The sequence below is a fragment of the Umezawaea beigongshangensis genome (genome assembly GCF_016464305.1).
Lineage (GTDB): Bacteria > Actinomycetota > Actinomycetes > Mycobacteriales > Pseudonocardiaceae > Umezawaea_A > Umezawaea_A beigongshangensis.
Genome location: NZ_JAEIOJ010000035.1, coordinates 1 through 3085 on the forward strand (window position 1 = coordinate 1; position 3085 = coordinate 3085).

General features: G+C 63.3%; 3 protein-coding genes. 2 read left to right on the top strand and 1 reads right to left on the bottom strand.

All coding sequences use genetic code 11. From position 1 onward, the window contains the following. Positions 1 to 312 precede the first annotated feature (312 nt). Positions 313 to 1512 (bottom strand): IS256 family transposase, encoded by a 1200-nt coding sequence (locus IMZ35_RS32440; protein ID WP_093068508.1) that lies wholly within the window; start codon positions 1510 to 1512, stop codon positions 313 to 315. Positions 1513 to 1717: 205 nt separating this feature from the next. Between IMZ35_RS32440 and IMZ35_RS32445 the strand changes: the two genes are divergently transcribed. Both IMZ35_RS32445 and IMZ35_RS32450 read left to right on the top strand, forming a co-directional pair. Beyond that, positions 1718 to 2290 carry a recombinase family protein gene (locus tag IMZ35_RS32445; RefSeq protein ID WP_007407197.1) on the top strand — a complete coding sequence of 191 codons (573 nt, stop codon included), beginning with the start codon at positions 1718 to 1720 and terminating at the stop codon, positions 2288 to 2290. Between the two features lie 136 nt (positions 2291 to 2426). Next, a complete protein-coding gene (locus tag IMZ35_RS32450) occupies positions 2427 to 3047 on the top strand; it encodes a recombinase family protein (protein WP_199444623.1) in 621 nt (206 codons plus the stop codon). Positions 3048 to 3085: the final 38 nt, after the last annotated feature.

Genomic DNA, 3085 nt, shown 5'->3' on the forward strand with positions numbered 1-3085 from the left:
AGTGCGCTAGTCTTGATGATCATCAACCAGGATCAGGTGTGCCGCTGCTACCATAAGGAAGGGGACATTGTGAGCCTCAAGCTGCAATCAGCGGTTTGGACCGCTTGCCGCCGCAGAGTAGGCGCACACAGTGAAGGTAGCGCACATCATCATGGCGGCGATGCGCGAGAAATGGTCGGGCGTTAGCGCGCTGATTGCAAGGAACACCAGGCCTGCCGCGGCGTGCTTCCATTGCGAACTTAGTTGGGCGACGAGGTGGCCGCCATTTTGGGGGACTGTCAGGAATTTTGTGCGAGAGGCCGGTTACCGTCATTAGATGACGAAGCGCTCACCGAAGATTACGGCGAACTGACTTTTGGCCTCACCCCATTCGCGCGGTGGGCGCTTCCATTCGTCCGCCGCGTGATTGAGCACGAGATATAACAGCTTCATCGCGGCATCGTCACCGGGGAAATGGCCGCGGGTACGGACGGCACGGCGAACCTTCGAATTCAGGGCCTCGATGGCGTTCGTAGTGTAGATGATCCGGCGGACGCCCTCGGGAAAGGCGAAGAACGGGATCACCTGGTCCCAGTGTCGCCGCCAGCTTATGGCGATGGCCGGGTGTTTCTGGCCCCAGGGGCCTGCCTCGAACGCCTCCAGCGCAGCCATGCCGGCCTCGGGCGTCTCGGCACGGTAGACGCCGCGCAACGCCTGGGCGATGAACTTGCGCTCCTTCCAGGACGCAAAGCTCATGCTGTTGCGGATCAGATGGACGATGCAGGTCTGGACGATGGCCTCGGGGAAGACAGCGTTGATCGCCTCCGGGAACCCCTTCAGGCCGTCGACGACGGCGATCAGGATGTCGGCGACGCCGCGGTTCCTGAGCTCGTTCATAACGCGCAGCCAGAATTTGGCCCCCTCGGTCTGCTCGATCCAGATGCCGAGCACCTCCTTGGTCCCGTCCGGCTGAATGCCCAGCGCGATGTAGACCGCCTTGTTGCGGACGAACCCTTCGTCGCGGATCTTCACCCGGATCGCGTCGAAAAACACCAGCGGATAGCAGGCGTCGAGCGGCCGACCCTGCCATTCGGCAACCGCCTCCAGCACCGCATCGGTGACGGTCGAGATCAGGTCCGGCGAGACGCCGATCCCGTACAGCTCCTCGAGGTGCCCGCGGATTTCGCGCACCGTCATCCCGCGCGCGTACATCGAGACGATCTTGTCGTCGAAGTCGGGGAAACGGCGCTGGTATTTGGCGATGAGCTTCGGGTCGAACGTCCCCGCCCGGTCGCGTGGCACGTCCAGCGTCACCTTCGACGTGCCCGTCAGCATCGTCTTCCTCGATGACCCGTTGCGCCGGTTGATGGTGCCTGCGGCGCCTTCGCTTTCCAGATGATCGTCGAGCTCAGCCGACAGCATCCGCTCCGACAACGCCTTCTTCAGCTCGTCGAGCAGACCGTCCTTTGCAAACAGCTCCTGCGGGTCACGACCAGCCAGAAGCTGGTCCAAAACGTCCTTGTCGATTGCCATATCGATGGTCCCTTCCATTCCATCCTATGGCCTCCCGCACAAAATTCCTGACAGTCCCGCCCATCGCCATGCGAGTCCGCTCGCGTTGCCAAACCGGCCTGTTCGACGTAAATCTACCCGGTAAAGAAAACTAGGGCAACATAGACCTGCCGATGACGACTTTCTTCCCAAACCGCGCCCGATCGGGGCGCCACCGGCCCTACGCATGAAAATCGGTTACGCCCGCGTATCGACCGCCGAGCAGAACCTGGACCTCCAGCGTGATGCGCTGAAGGCTGCCGGCTGCGAGAAGGTCATCACCGACAAGGCCTCCGGGGCGACTGCCGCTCGCCCTGGATTGGAAAAGGTGAAGGAGCTGCTTCGCGCCGGCGACACACTGGTGGTCTGGCGCCTCGACAGGCTCGGCCGCTCGCTCCGTGATCTGATCGGATGGATGACCTACCTCGACGAGGAAAAGGTCGGGCTGCTGAGCCTGCACGAGGCGATCGACACGACCACCACGTCGGGCAAGCTTACCTTCCACCTGTTCGGGGCATTGGCGGAGTTCGAGCGCAACCTGATCCGCGAGCGGACCCAGGCCGGTCTCACCGCAGCCCGCGCTCGCGGCAAGAAGGGTGGCCGGCCGGCCGCACTCGGCAAGGACAAGCGCGACCTGGCCGTCAGGCTCTACCACGAGAACACGATGCCGATCGCCAAGATTTGCTCGATGCTCGGCATCTCCAAGCCAACACTCTACGCCTATGTGCGATCGGCCGAGACCAAGCCGGTAGCCGCGTAGCGACGCTCGCCGACAAATAGCGCGATCAGAATGCCGCCACTTAGCGCGAGCGTTTACAACCCTGCCCTTTCTGGCGTTGAACCGTCCAAAAACCCGTGCAACAAACTGCGATCAGAAAACCTCTGTCGCGGAAAGAATGTTGAACACACCTGCCACCCCCCTTCCCGGTCAGCCCGGCACGCGCCGGATCGGCTATGCGCGCGTGTCCACGGCCGACCAGGACTTGGCGCCCCAGCTTGACGTTCTCCAGGCGCGCGGGTGTGAGCCGATCTATTCCGAACATGCGTCCGGTAAGACGGCCGCCCGGCCTGAACTGGCGAACGCACTGAAGGCGCTGCGTGCCGGCGATACGCTGGTGGTGTGGCGGCTCGATCGGCTCGGCCGATCGTTGCCCGACCTGATCGCCACGGTGAACGAGTTGGCACAACGCGGCGTCGCGTTCGAGAGCGTAACGGAGGCGATCGACACGACCACGGCGGCCGGCAAGCTGGTATTCAACATCTTTGCCAGCCTAGCCGACTTTGAGCGCCATCTTATCAGCGAGCGCACCCGTGCTGGCCTAGCCGCAGGGCGCGCCCGTGGGCGTTTGGGCGGCAGACCCCCTACCCTCACCCCCAAGCAGCTTCGTGAGGCCCGGCTGTTGCTCAGCGACCCCGAGGCGACGGTAACGGCCGTGGCCGAACGCTACGGGGTCAGCCGGACCACGCTCTACAAGGGATTGCGCGAGCTGGCAGCCAAGGAGGCGAAGACAGCATGAGGGCCGTGTTCATCCGCCATGGACAGAGCACCGGCAAT